Below are 16,378 nucleotides of genomic sequence, written 5' to 3'. Positions count from 1 at the left end.
CGGGTGTCGGGAGATGTGCTCCGGTGCCGAATCGGCGCATTTTTCGGTCCCGTGCCCAAATCGGCGCGCATTTATATCATGTGACGAAAATTTGCACCTATAACTATCTGATAAATATACAGAAAATGAATTCAGAATTGTCGTTTCACAGTTGGCTTTTGCCGGACTGATCGTCTATAAGAAGCGCAGCTGATTCCATGAAATATAACGGACATAATTCTTGTCTGAACACGATAACTCCCTGACTCCGCCATCCGACCCTTCGGGCATCGAACCGATCTCCATTATGGAGGAGATGCAGCGCTCTTATCTCGATTACGCGATGAGCGTTATCGTCAGCCGTGCGCTGCCGGATGTGCGCGACGGCCTGAAACCGGTTCACCGGCGCATCTTGTACGCCATGCATGAAGGCGGTTTTCACTGGAACCGCAAATATGTGAAGTCGTCCCGCATCATCGGTGACGTCATGGGTAAATATCACCCCCATGGTGACCAGGCGATCTACGATGCCATGGTACGCATGGCGCAGGATTTCTCCATGCGCGTGCCGCTCATCGACGGGCAGGGCAATTTCGGCTCCATTGACGGCGATCCGCCGGCCGCGATGCGGTATACGGAATCGCGCCTGGCCAAGGTGGCCCACGAGCTGCTCGAGGATATCGACAAGGACACGGTCGATTTCCAGGAGAACTACGACGCCTCCGCCAAGGAACCGCGCGTCATCCCCGCACGCTTCCCGAATCTCCTGGTCAATGGAGCCGGTGGTATCGCCGTCGGCATGGCGACAAACATCCCGCCGCACAATCTCGGCGAGGTCATCGATGGTTGCATCGCCCTGATCGATAATCCGTCGATTGAGCTTGCCGATCTGATGCAAATCATTCCCGGACCGGATTTCCCGACCGGCGGCCTGATCCTCGGACGGTCCGGCATCCGTTCCGCCTACGACACCGGCCGCGGCTCGGTGATGATGCGCGGGCGCGTCGACGTGGAACAGATACGCGGCGAACGCGAGGCGCTGATCGTCACCGAAATACCCTATCAGGTGAACAAGGCATCGATGATCGAGAAGATGGCCGAACTCGTGCGCGAGAAGCGCGTCGAGGGCATCTCCGATATCCGCGATGAATCCGATCGCGACGGCTACCGTGTTGTCATCGAGCTCAAGCGTGACGCCGTGGCCGATGTCGTATTGAATCAACTCTACCGCTTCACACCGCTGCAGACTTCGTTCGGTTGCAACATGGTGGCGCTGAACGGCGGCAAGCCGGAGCAGTTGACCCTGATGGACATGCTGAAGGCCTTCGTCGCCTTCCGCGAAGAGGTCATCAGCCGCCGGACCAAGTTCCTTTTGAACAAGGCGCGTGAACGCGCTCATGTCCTCGTCGGGCTTGCCATAGCCGTCGCCAATATCGACGAGGTGATCAGCCTCATCCGCAACGCGCCCGATCCGGGCACTGCGCGCAGCCAGTTGATGGAACGCCGCTGGCCGGCCAAGGACGTGGCACCGCTGATCGAACTGATCGACGATCCGCGTCACCGCATCAATGAGGATGGCACCTACAATCTCTCCGAAGAGCAGGCCCGCGCGATCCTTGAACTGCGTCTTGCCCGCCTGACGGCCCTGGGACGCGATGAGATTGCCGACGAACTCAACGAGATCGGCACCGAGATCAAGGATTACCTTGAAATCCTCGCATCGCGGATCCGCATCCTTGAAATCGTCAAGAAGGAACTGACCGACGTCCGCGACGAGTTCGCGACGCCGCGCCGCACGGAAATCACCGAAGGCGGCGCCGATATGGACGACGAAGACCTGATTGCCCGCGAGGACATGGTGGTCACCGTCTCCCATTCCGGCTACATCAAGCGCGTGCCGCTGGCCACGTACCGGGCACAGCGGCGCGGCGGCAAGGGCCGTTCCGGCATGGCGACGCGTGACGAGGATTTCGTCAATCGCCTGTTCGTCGCCAATACCCACACGCCCGTTCTGTTCTTCTCCTCGCGCGGCATCGTCTACAAGGAAAAGGTCTGGCGCCTGCCGGTCGGCTCCCCGCAATCGCGCGGCAAGGCGCTGATCAACATGCTGCCGCTGCAGCAGGGCGAGCGCATCACCTCGATCATGCCGTTGCCCGAGGACGAGGAGAGCTGGAGCCAGCTCGACGTCATGTTCTCGACGACACGCGGAACCGTGCGCAGGAACAAGCTCTCGGACTTCGTCCAGGTCAATCGCAACGGCAAGATCGCCATGAAGCTCGACGATGAGAAGGACGAGATCCTGGCCGTCGAGACCTGCGATGAGAATGACGATGTGCTGCTGACCACCGCGCTCGGACAATGCATCCGCTTTCCCGTCACCGATGTGCGCGTCTTTGCCGGACGCAACTCGGTTGGCGTGCGCGGCATCCAGCTTGCCGATGGCGACAAGGTCATATCCATGACGATCCTGGCTCATGTGGAGGCGACGCCGGCGCAGCGGGCCGCCTACATAAAGTGGAGCAGGGCGGATGATGTCGAGCTTGTCGGCGAGGACGCTTCGGCCGGTGATGGCGACGAGTTCAGCGACGATCTGGCAAAGGATATGCAGGCCAGGGAGCAGTTCGTGCTGACCGTCAGCGAGAAGGGCTACGGAAAACGTTCATCGTCCTATGATTTCCGCATTTCGGGCAGGGGCGGCAAAGGCATCCGGGCGACTGATACCAGCAAGGTCGATGAAATCGGTCCTCTCGTGGCGACATTCCCCGTCGAGCCGGACGATCAGATCATGCTTGTCTCCGACGGCGGCCAGCTCATCCGCGTTCCCGTCGAGGGCATCCGCATTGCCAGCCGCGCGACCAAGGGCGTCACGATCTTCTCCACAGCCAAACAGGAAAAGGTCGTATCCGTGGAGCGTATCAGCGAACCGGAAGAGGACGAGGAAGAGAACGGTGACGGCGCTGAAACCGAAGGCGCACCGGATGGTGTGCAGCCGGAAGGGGACAGCGCATAAAAAATCCGGATGGCGGGGAACCATCCGGATCAGGTGGGGACTTGATTGATTGGAGGTCAGAAGAGTCCCTGGGTAAATCCATAAGAACCTAGTTCTTGATCCTGCTTCGCGCTCTCTCGGTTGCTTCTACCTGCTCGCGGTGCATGGCCATCATTGCCGCGCCCATGGTTGCAAGGAACATCGAGGCGATGAGAACTGCCAGGATCGTCAGTGCTGTAACCATTTTCGTCTCCGTGACGTCATTTCCGAATGACCATCGAGTGCACTAGTTGCGCCCTTGACAAATGATATGGGAACTTTTCGCCGGTTCTTCAATGTGTGCAAAAGGCCTTGTGATCTTCACGCCTGTTTCGCACACATGCTTGTGATCCCGGATTGGTCCCCTGTTTCCCGTGTCGTTCAGCGCCGGCGTTGATTTTTGACTGGCTGCCTCTGTTCCGGTTCGGATGCCAGGAGCGCCGCGGCGGCAATGCTTATCGTTACGAACAGCGTAGCGATGAAAGATAAAATTAGCATTGTGAATTCCTTTCAAATTGTCCCGATCAGCTTAGAGACCGTGTGCTGAAGCGTTTCTGAAACGGCCGTTCAGCCGGTGTTCATGTGGCGGGAAAGGAATTGGCGGGGTCTTTGCAAGCCGTTGCGGGCTTGTTTTGCTTGCGCCGGCGGCGCGGTCGTGACAAAAGCTGCGGGACGGATCCGCAGCGGATCGCTGACACGAGTTGCCCATGTCGATTGCATTTTATCCGGGATCGTTCGATCCGATCACCAACGGCCATCTGGACGTTCTGGTTCAGGCCCTGAATGTCGCTGACAAGGTGGTGGTCGGCATCGGTATCCAGGCATCCAAGAAACCGCTGTTTTCGTTCGACGAGCGCTCCGATCTCATCAAGGCCTCCCTGTCGGATATTCTTCCGGGGCAGGAAGAACGTGTGTCCGTTGTCGCCTTTGACGGGCTCGCGATCGACGCGGCGCGCGATTGCGGCGGGACAATCCTGATGCGCGGATTGCGGGACGGTTCCGATCTCGACTATGAAATGCAGATGGCAGGAATGAATCGCGAAATGGCACCCGGGATCCAGACGGTGTTTTTGCCCGCCAGCCCGCTAAACCGGCCCATTACTGCCACATTGGTACGGCAGATCGCTGCCATGGGGGGAGATGTTAGCGCTTTCGTACCGGCCCCCGTCCTGGCGGCACTGAAGGAACGCAAATCCTGAGCGAAACGCCTGGTCTCAGCCGGCCAACCTTTCCGAGAACTGACGGAGTTATCATGAAATTCTTGAGACCACTGGCCGTAGCGGCGTTGCTTGCGATTGGCATTCTTTCCCTGGCGCGCGCCGACATGGATCCGGAAAACAAGATGACCATTACGCTCAAGGACGGCGATGTGGTGATCGAGCTTCTGCCCGATGTCGCGCCGGAGCACGTAAAGCGCATCAAGGACCTTGCCAATGCCGGCAGATACGACAATGTGGCCTTTCACCGCGTGATCGACGGCTTCATGGCCCAGACTGGCGATGTTGAATACGGCAATCTGGAAGATGGCTACAACGCCCGCCTCGTCGGAACCGGCGGATCTCGGGACGGGAACCTGCGCCAGGAATTCTCCGATATTCCATTTGAGCCCGGCGTCGTCGGAATGGCACGCTCAAGCCATCCGGACACGGCCAATTCGCAGTTCTTCATCATGTTCGAACGTGTCGGCTCGCTTGACGGCAAATACACCGTATTCGGCCGGGTCGTGGACGGCATGGAACACATCAATAACATCAAGCGCGGCAACGACGCGGCCAATGGCGCCGTCCAGAATCCCGATCGCATGATCAAGGTGCGCGTCGGCGAATAAACCAGAAGAAGGAGGTCGTCATGGCCGAGTACAAGGACCCGGAAAACACGATTGTCATGGAAACCAGCAAGGGCAAGGTCGTCATTGAGCTGCTGCCCGACCTTGCACCCAATCATGTTGCCCGGATCAAGGAGCTGTCGCGGGAGAATTTCTACGACGGCATCGTCTTCCACCGTGTGATCGACGGGTTCATGGCCCAGACGGGCGATCCGACGGGCACGGGAATGGGCGGCTCGGACAAACCCGACCTTCAGGCTGAATTCTCAAACATGAACCATGTTCGCGGCACCTGTTCCATGGCCCGCTCGCAGAACCCCAACTCGGCCAATTCCCAGTTTTTCATCTGCTTTGACGAGGCGCCGTGGCTCAACAAGCAGTACAGCGTCTGGGGCCAGGTGATCGAAGGCATGGATGTGATCGATCAGATCAAGCGCGGCGAGCCCGTCAACGATCCTGACAGCATCACGACCATGCGGGTCGCCGCTGACAGCTGACTGAATCGGCAGTAAGAATACGGCGCCCGCTTCCTTGAGGCGGGCGCTGGTTTGTTGTTGAGCCTGAATTATGCGCGTCGACCTGTTTGATTTCGATTTGCCGGACAGCGCCATTGCGCTGCGCCCGGCGGTGCCGCGTGACAGCGCAAAGCTGCTGGCCGTCGATCCGCCGAACGGCCTTTCCGATCACGTCGTCACCGATCTGGTTGACCTGCTGCGGCCCGGCGACGCGCTCGTGCTCAACGATACCAAGGTGATTCCGGCCCAGCTGGAAGGCATCCGGCGCCGGCAGACCGATGGGGACGAAACAGCCGTCAACATCTCGGCAACTCTTCATATGCGCGTGGCGCCGGACCGCTGGAAGGCATTCGCAAGACCGGCCAAGCGCTTGAGGGCCGGCGACCGCTTCAGTTTCGGCACGCGGAACAATGCTTGCGCCGGCGCGTCCGTGGACGGCAGCATTGAAAGCAAGGGCGATGCCGGCGAAGTGGTCCTCAAATTCGATCTCTCGGGCCCGGCGCTCGACGAGGCGATCGCCGCCACCGGCCATGTGCCGCTGCCGCCCTATATCGCGTCCAAGCGGGCCGATGATGAACGGGATCGCAAGGATTACCAGACCGTCTATGCCCGCGAGGAGGGGGCCGTTGCGGCTCCGACGGCGGGCCTTCATTTCACCGATGATATGTTCATGCGCCTGGAAGAGGCCGGGATCGAGCGTCACTTCGTTACGCTGCATGTCGGTGCCGGCACGTTTCTGCCGGTCAAGGCCGACGATACGGACGATCATGTCATGCACGCTGAGATCGGTGAGGTGTCCGAGGAGACGGCACAGGCTCTGAACGCCGTCAAGGCGCGGGGCGGCCGGGTTGTTTCCGTGGGGACGACATCATTGCGCCTTCTGGAGAGCGCCAGCGACCCGGCAGGGCGGCTTCACGCCTGGCGCGGTTCCACGGATATCTTCATCACGCCCGGCTACCGCTTCCGTTTCGTCGATCTGCTGATGACCAACTTTCACTTGCCGCGTTCCACGCTGTTCATGCTGGTCTGCGCGTTTTCGGGTTACGACACGATGCGCGGCGCCTATCGCCATGCAATTGATCATGGCTATCGCTTTTATTCCTATGGCGACGCGAGCCTGCTTTCGCGCGCGGACAGGACACATCCATGACAGAGAATTTCCGGTTTTCACTGCTGGCCGAGGACGGCAATGCACGGCGCGGGTCGATCACCATGCCGCGCGGCGAAATCCGCACGCCCGCCTTCATGCCCGTCGGCACAGGCGGCACCGTCAAGGCGATGTACATGGACCAGGTGAGGGCGCTTGGCGCGGATGTCATATTGGGCAACACCTATCACCTGATGCTTCGGCCCGGCGCGGAAAGGGTCGCGCGTCTCGGCGGCCTGCATGAATTCTGCCGCTGGCAATATCCGATCCTGACCGATAGCGGCGGCTTCCAGGTCATGTCGCTGGCGGGCCTGCGCAAGATCACCGAACAGGGCGTGACCTTCCAGTCGCATGTCGACGGCACCAAGCACGAGATGTCGCCGGAACGATCGATCGAAATCCAGGGGCTTCTGGGATCTGACATCCAGATGCAGCTCGACGAATGTGTCCGGCTGCCGGCGGACGAAAGTGCCATCGAAAAATCCATGGAAATGTCCCTGCGCTGGGCCGAGCGGTGCAAGATTGCTTTTGGTGATCAGCCGGGCAAGGCGATGTTCGGCATCGTGCAGGGCGGCGATGTGGTCCATCTGCGCGAACGTTCTGCGACGGCTCTCAAGGAGATGGATCTGAAGGGCTACGCCATTGGAGGGCTGGCTGTCGGCGAGCCGCAGGAGGTCATGCTGGCGATGCTGGATGTCACCTGTCCCATGCTGCCGCAGGAAAAGCCGCGCTATCTGATGGGCGTCGGAACGCCCGACGACATCCTGAAATCCGTCGCGCGGGGCATCGACATGTTCGATTGTGTCATGCCGACGCGTGCCGGACGTCATGGTCTGGCCTATACGCGCCGGGGCAAGATCAATCTGCGCAATGCGCGCCATGCGGAAGACACGCGCCCGCTCGACGAGCAGTCCGATTGCCCGGCGGCCCGCGACTACTCACGCGCCTATCTGCATCACCTGGTACGCTCAAACGAAGCGCTGGGTGGAATGCTCCTGAGCTGGAACAACCTGGTCTATTACCAGCACCTCATGCAGGGCATCCGCGATGCCATCGAGGCCGGCTGTTACGCCGACTTCATGGCGGAAACGCAAGCCGAATGGGAACGTGGCGACATCGAGCCCGTTTAGCCTATCCTGGCCGCATGCCAGCGCAGATGGTCCTCCATGAAACTGGAAATGAAGTAATAGGAGTGGTCATAGCCTTCCTGCATGCGCAGTGTAAGGCCAATTCCGGTGTCCTTGCAGGCCTCCTCGAAGAGCCACGGCCTGAGCCCCTCGTCGAGAAATCCGTCTGCGCTGCCCTGGTCGACGAGGAATTCCGGAAACCGCGCCCCGTCCTCGATAAGCGCGCAGGCATCATGCTCGCGCCAGAAATTCTCGTCCTCTCCGAGATAGGAACGGAAGGCGCCGATCGCCCAGTCGGCGCCCATTGGGTGAACAATCGGGGCGAAGGCCGAACAGCTCTTGAAGCGCGCGGGATTTTTCAGGGCGATGGTCAAGGCGCCATGGCCGCCCATCGAATGGCCGAAGATGGCCTGACGGCCCATATCGACGGGAAAATGCTCCCCGATCAGCGCCGGCAATTCGTCGGTGATATAGGAATACATGCGGTAGTTTGCCGACCACGGAGCCTGGGTCGCATCGACATAGAAACCGGCCCCCTTTCCCAGTTGCCAATTGTCCTCGACATCCGGGATGTCGCCGCGCGGGCTGGTGTCGGGGCAGACGATGATCAGGCCTAGCTCGGTCGCCAGGCGCCGGTATTCGCCCTTTTCCATGACATTGGCATGGGTGCAGGTCAGCCCGGACAGGTACCAGACAACCGGGCAGGGCCTTTTGCCGGCCTGCGGCGGGACGAAAACCGCAAATGTCATGTCGCAGGCACAGCACTCTGACGCGTGGCTGTAGACACCCTGGACGCCGCCATGCGCATTTACTTCAGAAACAGTCTTCATAACAGTCTATATCTCCTTGATATAGTGTGCATTAATTGTCCAGAATAAGTTGAAAATCCTTGCGTCTCACGCGTGTTGTAAAGCGCAGTTTGGCCAGTTCCGTAGCGCCGATTTCATCCAGAAATTTCATTACCGATGATCGTTCATCGGCCGCAACGGATTGGATCTTGTCAACCACATGCTGCAGCATCCATTGCGCATAGGGAAACACCGCTCGCTGACCCGTTGCCTCGCCGAGCCGGAATTGATGAAAGCCGATCGCCCGCGGCAATTCCCTGTCGGCCGTTGTTTTTGCAAATTGTGCGACCTGCCGAACTGTGTCCAGCAGCACCGGAAGGTGCTCGTCCATGGCACGCCGGAGGACCGGAAGCAGTGTCGTCGGCACCGCGTCCGCACCGCTCATGGACTGGCCTCGGTGAGTGGCGCCGCGCATGCGTTCCACCCAGCCGGCCACGGCCGGTGCCTTCTCGCGCATCAGCGCCCCGGAGGCCGGATCCCGGTAAAGATGTGCGTAAAGCGGTCCGAACAGACCGAAATCGCCAAGCGATGGCGCGCGTCCGAGCACATAATGATGAACGCTGAAATGACGCTCGAGCTCGCGCAACAAAGCCATGTAGCTTTCTTCGATTGCTTCGGTCGTTCCGTTGGACACGCCGAGCGCGGGCAGGGCGCCCGCAAAAGGTTTGGCGATCCGCTCGCCAACGGCACGCTGCGCATCGGCATCGAGTCCCGGCGCCGAAAGTGCGCCGAATTCGGCAATCGCGAATTCGCGATTGTGGTTCCAGCGATAGTGCATGGCCGGCAGCACCAGCCACTCATCCCCGTAGAGCTCCAGGATCATCGACGCAATGGCTTGAACGGGCCCGGCGGGCAGGACCGGCGGCTCCGGATATTCAGCCTCCAGGCTTCGGATGATTTCGGTGGTGTCCTGCATATAGGTGCCGTTCTCGCGTTCGATCACCGGGATGACCAGCCATCCGATATTCGGCAGGATCTTGTGGATGTAGATGTCTCGGCTCGCCTGAATTTCCTTGTATTCCAAACCTTTCCAGTCGAGATAGGCCCGCAGCTTTCCCGAAAAGTACGAGACTTCCGCGCCATACATGATCATGACGGGCGCTCCCGCATCTTCTGCCGGACCAGTTGGTCCAGCGCGCTGAGAAAGCGCGACCGGTCACGCTGCGAAAACGGTGCGTTCCGCCCTTTGATTTCTCCGGCCTCTCTCAGGTCCTGATTGAGATTACGCATCGCTGTCGCCATGCCGATGGTCGTTTCATCGAACAGCCGGCCGGTGGGGCCCAGCACCCCGGCGCCGCCTTCGACACACCGCCCGGCGAGCAGAATGTCCGCGGTGATCACGATATCGGTCGCGCCGGTATTGGAGACAATCCAGTCATCGGCGGCGTCAAAGCCGGCCGAGACGACGACATTGCGGATCATCGGATCGCGGGAAGGGCGCAGGCCGCCATTGGCAACGAACGTCACGGGCAAGCCGTGCCGTTCCGCCACCTTGACCACCTCGTCCTTTACCGGACAGGCGTCCGCATCGACGAAAATCGCAGGCCCTGAGTCCATTCCCCGGTCAGTAGACAACGACCGATCGGATGGATTCCCCGGCATGCATGAGATCGAAGCCCTTGTTGATTTCATCGAGGCTGAGCGTATGGGTGATCATCGGATCGATCTCGATCTTGCCCTCCATATACCAGTCAACGATCTTGGGAACATCCGTGCGGCCGCGCGCGCCGCCGAAGGCCGTACCACGCCATGAGCGTCCGGTCACCAGCTGGAACGGGCGGGTCGCGATCTCCTGTCCGGCGCCGGCAACGCCGATGATGATCGATTCGCCCCAGCCCTTGTGGCAGCATTCCAGAGCGTCGCGCATGACCTTCACATTGCCGATGCACTCGAAGGAATAGTCGGCGCCGCCCTTTGTCAGGTCCACCAGATGGGGGACGAGGTCGCCCTCCACCTCCGACGGATTGACGAAATGGGTCATTCCGAACTTCTCGCCCCATTCCTTCTTGTCGTTGTTCAGGTCCACCCCGACGATCATCTCCGCGCCGATCAGCCGCAGCCCCTGGATGACATTAAGACCGATACCGCCGAGGCCGAACACGACGGCCCGGCACCCGGGCTCGGCCTTGGCGGTGTTGATGACAGCGCCGATGCCGGTGGTGACGCCGCAGCCGATATAGCAGACCTTGTCGAAAGGTGCGTCCGGATTGATTTTCGCCAGGGCGATTTCGGGAAGGACCGTGAAATTGGCAAAGGTGGAGGTGCCCATATAGTGGAAAATCTTCTCGCCGTTCGCTGAGAAGCGGCTGGTGCCATTCGGCATCAGGCCTTGTCCCTGGGTCACGCGGATCGCCTGGCACAGATTCGTTTTCGGATTGAGGCAGTATTCGCATTCCCGGCATTCCGGCGTGTAAAGGGGGATCACATGATCGCCGGGCTTCACCGACGTAACACCCGGGCCGACCTCGCGGACGATGCCGGCGCCTTCATGGCCAAGGATCGCCGGGAAAATGCCTTCCGGATCGGCGCCCGACAGGGTGAATTCGTCCGTGTGACAGATTCCCGTCGCCATGATCTCGACCAGGACTTCACCGGCCTGAGGACCGTCAAGTTGCACGGTCGTTATCTCAAGAGGCTTGCCGGCCTCCACTGCCAGTGCTGCGCGAACGTCCATATCTTCCTCCCCAGAAGTCTTTTTGATGCTCCAGAATGGCACACTGTCAAAAGGCGGGCGAAGCCTCAATAGCCGGGGCCGAAAAAAATCCTACCGATGTCAGTCGTTTACTCGCCGATCTGAGCCGACACCCGATTGGCTTCCGCTTCGAGCGCTTCGATCATCTGGCCCATCGCTTCATGGGACTTCTTGAGCTTCGACAATTGCGTGACCAGGACCCGCATCTCGGAATGAACGAGCGGCATGTGCGGCGCTTCGCCGATACCGTTGAGAAGCCAGGTCGGCGATACGCCGAGTACGCCGGCAAGCATTGTAACCCGGTTGGCGCGCGGTTCCGACCGGTCCGTCTCCCAGGCCTGGACGGTGTCTGTCTTGACGCCAAGCCGCCGCGCCAGTTGCGATGTGGTCAGATCGAGCGCATCGCGCGCCCGCGAGATCCGCCCGCCGAGCGTATCGTAGTCCGGATGTTCGACGGAAATATCCAATTGGGTCGACATGGGCTGCTCCTGTTGCGCTCCTGCTTCCGACGATTTGCGTCACGTTTCATGGCAGGCAGAACGGTTGCGAAAGGAAATGTCGGCGCACGCGTCACTATGTCCGTATACGCCGTACAAGGCACCGGATGGTTTCTCCATTCGCAAGAGGCATTATTAGTGCCGCCGATTGGCGTATTGTTTCTTGATTCCGCCAAATATCTGCCGAATGCCGATGTATTTGCGCGGTTCGGTGAATTGTGCCAACCAACGAATACGGGCGAAACAGCGAAATTGGGAGTGGGTCTACATGCTGCCGGATCTAATACTGGGAACTGCCGTGGTATCGCTGACGGTCCTCGTCCACACGCTGGGCCTTGTCGGAGTCGCGAACGTCATGAACCGTGTTGCCGGCCGGCATCCGATACACGAGTTCCGCAGTAAGGTTTTCTCCATGGTGATCCTGGTGCACGGCGTGATCATCGTGCATTCCGTCGAAATCTGGATCTGGGCGGTGTTCTACAAGCTCGCCGGCGCCATAGAGACATTCTCGGATGCGCTCTATTTTTCCGCCATCACATTTTCGACACTCGGCTACGGCGATGCGCTCATCACCAAGGAGTGGCAATTGATGGCCGGCATGGAGGGCCTCAGCGGTTTTGTTCTGATCGGCTGGTCGACCGCCTATCTGGTGGCTGCTTCGACGCGCATCGGCCCGTTTCAGGCCGGCAAGCATTTCTAGGGCGCGTCCGATGTCGGTCCGAAGATCGTTTCGAAGGATTGCCTGAGGGCTACATCCGTATCCGCCATGGTGACCGGCAGGCCAAGGTCCACCAGGCTGGTCACCCCGTGTCCGGTAACGCCGCACGGCACGATGCCGGAGAAATGTTCCAGATCCGGCTCGACATTGATCGATATGCCGTGAAAGCTGACCCAGCGGCGGAGCCTGATGCCGATGGCGGCGATCTTGTCCTCGGCCGGCGATCCGTCGGGCAGGGCGGGCCGCTCCGGACGGGTGACCCACACGCCGACACGGTCCTCCCGTCGTTCGCCCTTGATATTCATGCTGTCCAGCGTTTCGATCACCCAGGCTTCCAGCGCCGAGACGAAGGCGCGCACGTCGCAGCGGCGGCGCTTGAGATCGAGCATGACATAGCCGACCCGCTGTCCCGGCCCGTGATAGGTGTATTCGCCGCCCCGTCCCGTCCGATGGACCGGAAACCGGTCCGGTGTCAGAAGATCCGCTTCATCGGCGCTGGTTCCGGCGGTGTAGAGCGGCGGGTGTTCGACCAGCCAGACCAGTTCATCGGCGGTTCCTTTTGCGATCGCTTCCGCGCGACCTTCCATGAACGCCACCGCCTCTTCGTAGTCGGTCAGCCCGGGCGCGACGAGCCAGCGCACCGGCGGTGACCCCGCGGTCGCGAAAAAGCCGGTTTCGATGTCGTTGCGTTGCATGTCGATCGTAATGAGTTGCTTCCTTGCAGGCCTATTTGGAGCACGCGGCCGGTCAGTGCAAGGTCTGCGCGCGACCGGCCGCAAGGGTTGCGTTCAAGCCTGTGTGCGGGCCGACAAAAAAACGTCACGGCCCCTTGTCTCGCCACAGGCGATTTGGTACATGCGGCGCGCCGGTAACGGCTTCTACCACGTGCGGTCGTGGCGGAATTGGTAGACGCGCAGCGTTGAGGTCGCTGTGGGGCAACCCGTGGAAGTTCGAGTCTTCTCGACCGCACCAAAATCACCCATGATCCGTTCCGATTTGTACCCGCTCGCTTTGGCTTGGTGAGCACGTCTCGCCGGATATGCAAAAACCCCGGCCTGAAGCCGGGGTCTTGTATTCGCTCATTGCGAACCGCTGAAAGCTGCCTGATCAGGCGGCCCGCACGCCCGTGTCGAACGGGATTTCAATGTCGACCGCGAGTGTCGAGACCTGGGCGCCGCGCTCCATCTTGACGTGCACCTTGCGGCCTTCGATCCGCACATGCTTGGAAAGTACGTCAATGATTTCCTCGCGGAGAATCTCCACAAGGTCGGTTCCACCCATCGACGCTCGTTCATGGGCAAGCAGGACCTGCAGCCGCTCCCGGGCTGCGGAGGCCGAACTTCGCCTTCCGAAAAAACGTAGTATATTCATGCAGCCTTCCTTCCGAAGATCTTGCCGAAGAATCCGCGTTTTTCACCTGGCACCGTGATCGGTATGGCTTCGCCCGACAGCCGGCGCGCGGCGTCGCAATAGGCGCGTGCCGTTTCGCTGCGGCTGTCTGCCAGCGTGACCGGCGCGCCGAGATTGGAGGCGCGCAGTACATCCGTGCTCTCGGGTATGATGCCGAGGAGGGGGATCGACAGGATTTCGAGCATGTCGTCGACGTTCAGCATCTCGCCAGTCGCCGCCCGCACCGGGTCATAACGATTGAGAAGCAGGTGCTTTTCCATCTGCTCGCCGCGCTCTGCCTTGACCGTCTTAGCGTCAAGCAGGCCGATGATGCGGTCCGAGTCGCGCACCGAGGAGACTTCCGGGTTGGTGACGACAATGGCAGCATCGGCATGGCGCATCGCCAGCGTCGGACCGCGTTCAATGCCGGCCGGGCTGTCGCACAACACCCAGTCAAAGGCCTTCTTGAGGGAGGTGATGACCCGCTCGACGCCCTCGGGTGTCAGCTTGTCCTTGTCCCGGGTCTGCGATGCCGGCAGAAGGAAAAGGTTTTCCAGCCGCTTGTCCCGGATCAGCGCCTGCGAGAGCTTTGCCTCTCCCTGGATGACGTTGATCAGATCGAAGACCACGCGCCGCTCGGCGCCCATGACAAGATCGAGATTGCGAAGGCCGACGTCGAAATCAACGACGACGACTTTTTCGTTCCTCTGCGCCAACGCGGCACCAATGGCGGCTGTTGATGTCGTTTTGCCAACGCCGCCCTTGCCGGATGTGATCACGATCGCTTTGCCCATATCCTTCTCCTTAATTGGCCGGCCATAGGCTCAGCCGAGTGTGTCCCCCAGGATTGCTTCATTCTCCAGCCGGAGCTGCACGGCCTGTCCGCGCAGTTCCTCTTCAAGATCCTCGGATGTCTTGTAGTAGCCCGCGATGGCGACAAGCTCAGCTTCGAGCTTGCGACAGAAAATCCTCGCCTCGGCATTGCCCATGGAGCCCGCGATGACGCGGCCGCGAATGGTGCCGTAGACATGCACCGAACCGCCGGCGACGACCTCGGCGCCCGATGCCACCGAACCGACGATTGTAATATCGCCCTCCGAAGACAGGAGCTGTCCGGAACGAACCGGCTGGGTCACCATCAGCGAGGGAGCCGGCGCTTCGCCGTCGATCTCCGCCGCGTCCTCTTCCGGTGCCTCCATGTCGGAGGCCGGAAGACCGCCGGTCATTGCCGGAGGGATGTCACTGCCGAGCAGGGAAGGGTCAGCCCCCTCGATGCCCATGATGCGCACATGCCGTTCCTTGAGCTGGCCGATCAGACCGCGCAGTTCATCGCCGTCAATATCGAGCCCGTCCACGTCGAGTACGATCGGACGCCGAAGGAAGAAACCCGCCGAACGCGCCGCAAGGTCGTCAAGCCGTGCCAGCCAGTCATCGAATGGCGGCTCGGGGCTCAGCACCAGCGCAAGGAAGGAGCGTCCCTTGAGGCGTATTGGTTTGGTGTCGGTTAGCACTTCGGTCATCTTCGTTAACAATCCTTAACCCGACACTATTTGAATCGGGGTTAACGAATAGTTACCACGCGGACCTTGCGGGAGGATTGACGCGAACACGATTGTGTGGTTCTCGAAGTGCTTTCCTTCGGGCTGCGAGAATTATGCGATGCAGGGGGTGATTTCCTGGCCGTTCAGCCCATCATCCGGTAATGCAGGTCGAACATGATCCAGAGTGTGCCGCCGACAAGGATGCAGATGAGCACAATGGCGAAAGCCAGTGCCAGGATGTTGTCACGCGGCGTGGTCCTGAAATTGAGGTGCAGGAAATAATACATATGCACCAGCATCTGCGCGACAGCGGCAACAACGATCGCGATCAGCGTTGCCATGACGGGCAGGGCGCCCGCCCAGACCAGTGCGAAGGGAATGATCGTCAGGATAAGCGCAAGAACAAAACCCGTGAGATAGGATTTGTGGGTGTGCGTGCCGGCCGGTTTTTGCATCACATGACCCCCGGCAGATAGACGACCGAGAAGATCCCGATCCAGATAATGTCAAGGAAATGCCAGAACAGGCCGAGCCGGTAGAGCCGCGAACGCACCGGATTGGTGAGCCCCTTGATGGAAACCTGAACCGCCATTACGGCAATCCCCACAATGCCGAGGCTGACATGCAGACCATGGGTGCCGACCAGCGTGAGGAAGGCCGACAGGAACCCGCTCGTTCCCGGTCCGGCGCCGGCGCTGATCATGCCGGCGAATTCGATGATCTCCATGGCGACAAATCCTGCGCCGAGCAGCATCGTCACGATCAGCCACTGGATGACACGGCCGCTCTGACCCGCGAGCGACGCCAGCGTGGCGAAACCGAAGGTTATGCTCGAGCACAGTAGCAGCAGTGTCTCGCCCGCCGTATGCGGCAGGCTGAACAGCGATTTGGCGTCGGGTCCGGCGGCGATATTGCCGCTCATCACCACATAGGTCGCGAATAAGAGGGCGAAGATCACCGCATCGGTCATCAGGTAAAGCCAGAACCCGAATTCGCGTTCCTCGAATTCCTCGCCGCCGCCGAGATGAACAGCCGGTTCTTCGTGAGCAGGGTGTGTGTCAGCGATCGCCAT

Annotated in this window: 19 protein-coding genes and 1 tRNA gene; 8 read left to right on the top strand and 12 right to left on the bottom strand. The window is 60.3% G+C overall.

Annotated elements, in window-relative coordinates; all coding sequences use genetic code 11:
• The first annotated feature begins 220 nt into the window (after window positions 1-220).
• Entirely contained in the window at window positions 221-2,989 is a 2,769-nt protein-coding gene (gene gyrA / locus OOZ53_RS01115; protein ID WP_425499074.1) for a DNA gyrase subunit A, read from the top strand.
• An 88-nt stretch (window positions 2,990-3,077) separates the two neighbouring features.
• Here gyrA and OOZ53_RS01110 read toward each other — a convergent pair whose 3' ends face one another.
• The gene (locus OOZ53_RS01110) at window positions 3,078-3,212 is read right to left on the bottom strand and encodes a hypothetical protein (protein WP_271087436.1); all 135 of its coding nucleotides are present in this window, start codon (window positions 3,210-3,212) and stop codon (window positions 3,078-3,080) included.
• Between the two features lie 502 nt (window positions 3,213-3,714).
• On the opposite strand from OOZ53_RS01110, the gene coaD reads away from it, so the two are divergent.
• The 5 genes from coaD (at window position 3,715) to tgt (ending at window position 7,624) form a co-directional block, all read left to right on the top strand.
• Window positions 3,715-4,206: a pantetheine-phosphate adenylyltransferase gene (gene coaD, locus OOZ53_RS01105; protein ID WP_271087435.1), complete on the top strand. Its 492-nt coding sequence runs from the start codon at window positions 3,715-3,717 to the stop codon at window positions 4,204-4,206.
• A 53-nt stretch (window positions 4,207-4,259) separates the two neighbouring features.
• Window positions 4,260-4,835, top strand: a complete 576-nt coding sequence (locus OOZ53_RS01100) for a peptidylprolyl isomerase (RefSeq protein WP_271087434.1) — start codon at window positions 4,260-4,262, stop codon at window positions 4,833-4,835.
• 20 nt (window positions 4,836-4,855) lie between these two features.
• Window positions 4,856-5,329, top strand: a complete 474-nt coding sequence (locus tag OOZ53_RS01095) for a peptidylprolyl isomerase (RefSeq protein ID WP_271087433.1) — start codon at window positions 4,856-4,858, stop codon at window positions 5,327-5,329.
• Window positions 5,330-5,399: 70 nt separating this feature from the next.
• The gene (gene queA, locus OOZ53_RS01090; protein WP_271087432.1) at window positions 5,400-6,497 is read left to right on the top strand and encodes a tRNA preQ1(34) S-adenosylmethionine ribosyltransferase-isomerase QueA; all 1,098 of its coding nucleotides are present in this window, start codon (window positions 5,400-5,402) and stop codon (window positions 6,495-6,497) included.
• Complete coding sequence (tgt, locus tag OOZ53_RS01085) at window positions 6,494-7,624, top strand: tRNA guanosine(34) transglycosylase Tgt (RefSeq protein WP_271087431.1); 1,131 nt, start codon at window positions 6,494-6,496, stop codon at window positions 7,622-7,624. Before queA ends, tgt begins: the two co-directional genes overlap by 4 nt.
• On the opposite strand, the gene fghA is transcribed toward tgt, so the two are convergent.
• The 5 genes from fghA to OOZ53_RS01060 form a co-directional block, all read right to left on the bottom strand.
• A complete protein-coding gene (gene fghA / locus OOZ53_RS01080) occupies window positions 7,621-8,451 on the bottom strand; it encodes an S-formylglutathione hydrolase (protein ID WP_271087430.1) in 831 nt (276 codons plus the stop codon). The genes tgt and fghA overlap by 4 nt on opposite strands.
• Before the next feature lie 31 nt (window positions 8,452-8,482).
• Window positions 8,483-9,562 carry a glutathione S-transferase family protein gene (locus OOZ53_RS01075; RefSeq protein WP_271087429.1) on the bottom strand — a complete coding sequence of 360 codons (1,080 nt, stop codon included), beginning with the start codon at window positions 9,560-9,562 and terminating at the stop codon, window positions 8,483-8,485.
• Window positions 9,559-10,026 carry a YaiI/YqxD family protein gene (locus OOZ53_RS01070; protein WP_271087428.1) on the bottom strand — a complete coding sequence of 156 codons (468 nt, stop codon included), beginning with the start codon at window positions 10,024-10,026 and terminating at the stop codon, window positions 9,559-9,561. Before OOZ53_RS01070 ends, OOZ53_RS01075 begins: the two co-directional genes overlap by 4 nt.
• Before the next feature lie 7 nt (window positions 10,027-10,033).
• On the bottom strand, window positions 10,034-11,143 hold the full coding sequence (locus OOZ53_RS01065) for an S-(hydroxymethyl)glutathione dehydrogenase/class III alcohol dehydrogenase (protein WP_271087427.1): 1,110 nt from the start codon (window positions 11,141-11,143) through the stop codon (window positions 10,034-10,036).
• 107 nt (window positions 11,144-11,250) lie between these two features.
• On the bottom strand, window positions 11,251-11,640 hold the full coding sequence (locus OOZ53_RS01060; RefSeq protein ID WP_271087426.1) for a helix-turn-helix domain-containing protein: 390 nt from the start codon (window positions 11,638-11,640) through the stop codon (window positions 11,251-11,253).
• Window positions 11,641-11,926: 286 nt separating this feature from the next.
• On the opposite strand from OOZ53_RS01060, the gene OOZ53_RS01055 reads away from it, so the two are divergent.
• Window positions 11,927-12,358 carry a potassium channel family protein gene (locus OOZ53_RS01055; protein ID WP_271087425.1) on the top strand — a complete coding sequence of 144 codons (432 nt, stop codon included), beginning with the start codon at window positions 11,927-11,929 and terminating at the stop codon, window positions 12,356-12,358.
• Here the strand turns inward: OOZ53_RS01055 and lipB are convergent.
• A complete protein-coding gene (lipB, locus tag OOZ53_RS01050; RefSeq protein WP_271087424.1) occupies window positions 12,355-13,071 on the bottom strand; it encodes a lipoyl(octanoyl) transferase LipB in 717 nt (238 codons plus the stop codon). The genes OOZ53_RS01055 and lipB overlap by 4 nt on opposite strands.
• A 192-nt stretch (window positions 13,072-13,263) precedes the next feature.
• Between lipB and OOZ53_RS01045 the strand changes: the two genes are divergently transcribed.
• Window positions 13,264-13,348 (top strand) — tRNA-Leu (locus OOZ53_RS01045).
• A 135-nt stretch (window positions 13,349-13,483) separates the two neighbouring features.
• Here OOZ53_RS01045 and minE read toward each other — a convergent pair.
• From minE to cyoC, 5 genes are all read right to left on the bottom strand, one after another.
• Window positions 13,484-13,747, bottom strand: a complete 264-nt coding sequence (gene minE / locus OOZ53_RS01040; protein WP_271087423.1) for a cell division topological specificity factor MinE — start codon at window positions 13,745-13,747, stop codon at window positions 13,484-13,486.
• Entirely contained in the window at window positions 13,744-14,559 is an 816-nt protein-coding gene (minD, locus tag OOZ53_RS01035; RefSeq protein WP_271087422.1) for a septum site-determining protein MinD, read from the bottom strand. The genes minE and minD overlap by 4 nt, the downstream gene beginning before the upstream one ends.
• Window positions 14,560-14,589: 30 nt before the next feature.
• Window positions 14,590-15,285 (bottom strand): septum site-determining protein MinC, encoded by a 696-nt coding sequence (gene minC, locus OOZ53_RS01030; RefSeq protein ID WP_271087421.1) that lies wholly within the window; start codon window positions 15,283-15,285, stop codon window positions 14,590-14,592.
• Window positions 15,286-15,449: 164 nt separating this feature from the next.
• Window positions 15,450-15,761, bottom strand: a complete 312-nt coding sequence (cyoD, locus tag OOZ53_RS01025; protein ID WP_271087420.1) for a cytochrome o ubiquinol oxidase subunit IV — start codon at window positions 15,759-15,761, stop codon at window positions 15,450-15,452.
• Complete coding sequence (cyoC, locus tag OOZ53_RS01020) at window positions 15,761-16,378, bottom strand: cytochrome o ubiquinol oxidase subunit III (protein ID WP_271087419.1); 618 nt, start codon at window positions 16,376-16,378, stop codon at window positions 15,761-15,763. The genes cyoD and cyoC overlap by 1 nt, the downstream gene beginning before the upstream one ends.

This window comes from Allohoeflea poritis (genome assembly GCF_027889715.1).
Taxonomy (GTDB): Bacteria; Pseudomonadota; Alphaproteobacteria; order Rhizobiales; family Rhizobiaceae; genus Hoeflea_A; species Hoeflea_A poritis.
The sequence above is the reverse complement of the archived record's forward strand: the minus strand, read 5'-3'. Positions and strand labels throughout refer to the sequence as shown.

What these genes read in the sequence shown, in the direction of transcription:
- OOZ53_RS01055 (WP_271087425.1), top strand. Translation starts at nt 11,927, where the DNA reads ATGCTGCCGGATCTAATACTGGGAACTGCCGTGGTATCGCTGACGGTC.
- coaD (WP_271087435.1), top strand. Translation starts at nt 3,715, where the DNA reads ATGTCGATTGCATTTTATCCGGGATCGTTCGATCCGATCACCAACGGC.
- cyoD (WP_271087420.1), bottom strand. Translation starts at nt 15,761, where the DNA reads ATGCAAAAACCGGCCGGCACGCACACCCACAAATCCTATCTCACGGGT.
- minD (WP_271087422.1), bottom strand. Translation starts at nt 14,559, where the DNA reads ATGGGCAAAGCGATCGTGATCACATCCGGCAAGGGCGGCGTTGGCAAA.
- minC (WP_271087421.1), bottom strand. Translation starts at nt 15,285, where the DNA reads ATGACCGAAGTGCTAACCGACACCAAACCAATACGCCTCAAGGGACGC.
- OOZ53_RS01065 (WP_271087427.1), bottom strand. Translation starts at nt 11,143, where the DNA reads ATGGACGTTCGCGCAGCACTGGCAGTGGAGGCCGGCAAGCCTCTTGAG.
- OOZ53_RS01070 (WP_271087428.1), bottom strand. Translation starts at nt 10,026, where the DNA reads ATGGACTCAGGGCCTGCGATTTTCGTCGATGCGGACGCCTGTCCGGTA.
- OOZ53_RS01075 (WP_271087429.1), bottom strand. Translation starts at nt 9,562, where the DNA reads ATGATCATGTATGGCGCGGAAGTCTCGTACTTTTCGGGAAAGCTGCGG.
- OOZ53_RS01100 (WP_271087434.1), top strand. Translation starts at nt 4,260, where the DNA reads ATGAAATTCTTGAGACCACTGGCCGTAGCGGCGTTGCTTGCGATTGGC.
- lipB (WP_271087424.1), bottom strand. Translation starts at nt 13,071, where the DNA reads ATGCAACGCAACGACATCGAAACCGGCTTTTTCGCGACCGCGGGGTCA.
- queA (WP_271087432.1), top strand. Translation starts at nt 5,400, where the DNA reads ATGCGCGTCGACCTGTTTGATTTCGATTTGCCGGACAGCGCCATTGCG.
- cyoC (WP_271087419.1), bottom strand. Translation starts at nt 16,378, where the DNA reads ATGGCGATCGCTGACACACACCCTGCTCACGAAGAACCGGCTGTTCAT.
- OOZ53_RS01095 (WP_271087433.1), top strand. Translation starts at nt 4,856, where the DNA reads ATGGCCGAGTACAAGGACCCGGAAAACACGATTGTCATGGAAACCAGC.
- OOZ53_RS01060 (WP_271087426.1), bottom strand. Translation starts at nt 11,640, where the DNA reads ATGTCGACCCAATTGGATATTTCCGTCGAACATCCGGACTACGATACG.
- fghA (WP_271087430.1), bottom strand. Translation starts at nt 8,451, where the DNA reads ATGAAGACTGTTTCTGAAGTAAATGCGCATGGCGGCGTCCAGGGTGTC.
- OOZ53_RS01110 (WP_271087436.1), bottom strand. Translation starts at nt 3,212, where the DNA reads ATGGTTACAGCACTGACGATCCTGGCAGTTCTCATCGCCTCGATGTTC.
- tgt (WP_271087431.1), top strand. Translation starts at nt 6,494, where the DNA reads ATGACAGAGAATTTCCGGTTTTCACTGCTGGCCGAGGACGGCAATGCA.
- minE (WP_271087423.1), bottom strand. Translation starts at nt 13,747, where the DNA reads ATGAATATACTACGTTTTTTCGGAAGGCGAAGTTCGGCCTCCGCAGCC.